The sequence below is a fragment of the Winogradskyella wichelsiae genome (assembly GCF_013403925.1).
In the GTDB taxonomy this organism is placed as follows: domain Bacteria; phylum Bacteroidota; class Bacteroidia; order Flavobacteriales; family Flavobacteriaceae; genus Winogradskyella; species Winogradskyella wichelsiae.
In genome coordinates, this window is record NZ_JABFDJ010000055.1 from 1 (window position 1) to 531 (window position 531).

Annotated in this window: 1 protein-coding gene; it reads right to left on the reverse strand. The window is 33.3% G+C overall.

Features of this window, described 5'->3' with window-relative positions; all coding sequences use genetic code 11:
• Positions 1-36: 36 nt before the first annotated feature.
• On the reverse strand, positions 37-531 hold a 495-nt coding region (locus HM985_RS17150), incomplete at its 5' end, for a transposase (RefSeq protein ID WP_179377423.1).

Sequence of the window (531 nt, forward strand, 5' to 3'; positions counted from 1 at the left end):
AACAAAGTACTGTGGTAAAAAACAAGTAAAAACTTATTAATTTATTGCTAAAGTACTTCTGTAATTATTATCATAGGTTAGACCAGATTTTGCGATAGCAAAAGCCTGTTTTAAAAGCTTATTACAAACCGCTATTAAGGCTAATTTTTTGCTCTTTCCTTTGGCGACCAATCGCTCATAAATTGCTTTGCAAGCATGGTTATATTTACAAGCATTAAAACTGCACATAAATAATAAATTTCTAAGCTTTTGATTTCCTATTTTACTGATTCGCGGACGTCCTTTTACACTACTTCCACTTTGTCGGATCACCGGAGTTAAACCTGCGTAACTACACAATTCACTGCCGCTTGTAAAACGATCAAAGCCATCGGTTAAAACCACTAACATTAGTGCTGTTTTTGGTCCAATTCCTGGAATACTTTTTAAGCGGGTTAAAACCTCTTGATGTGCTGCTTTTACTAAAACAAGTAATTTATCTTCTATAGTTTTCATTTCTTTCTGAACCTGTTTTAAGTTTCGTTTTAAAGA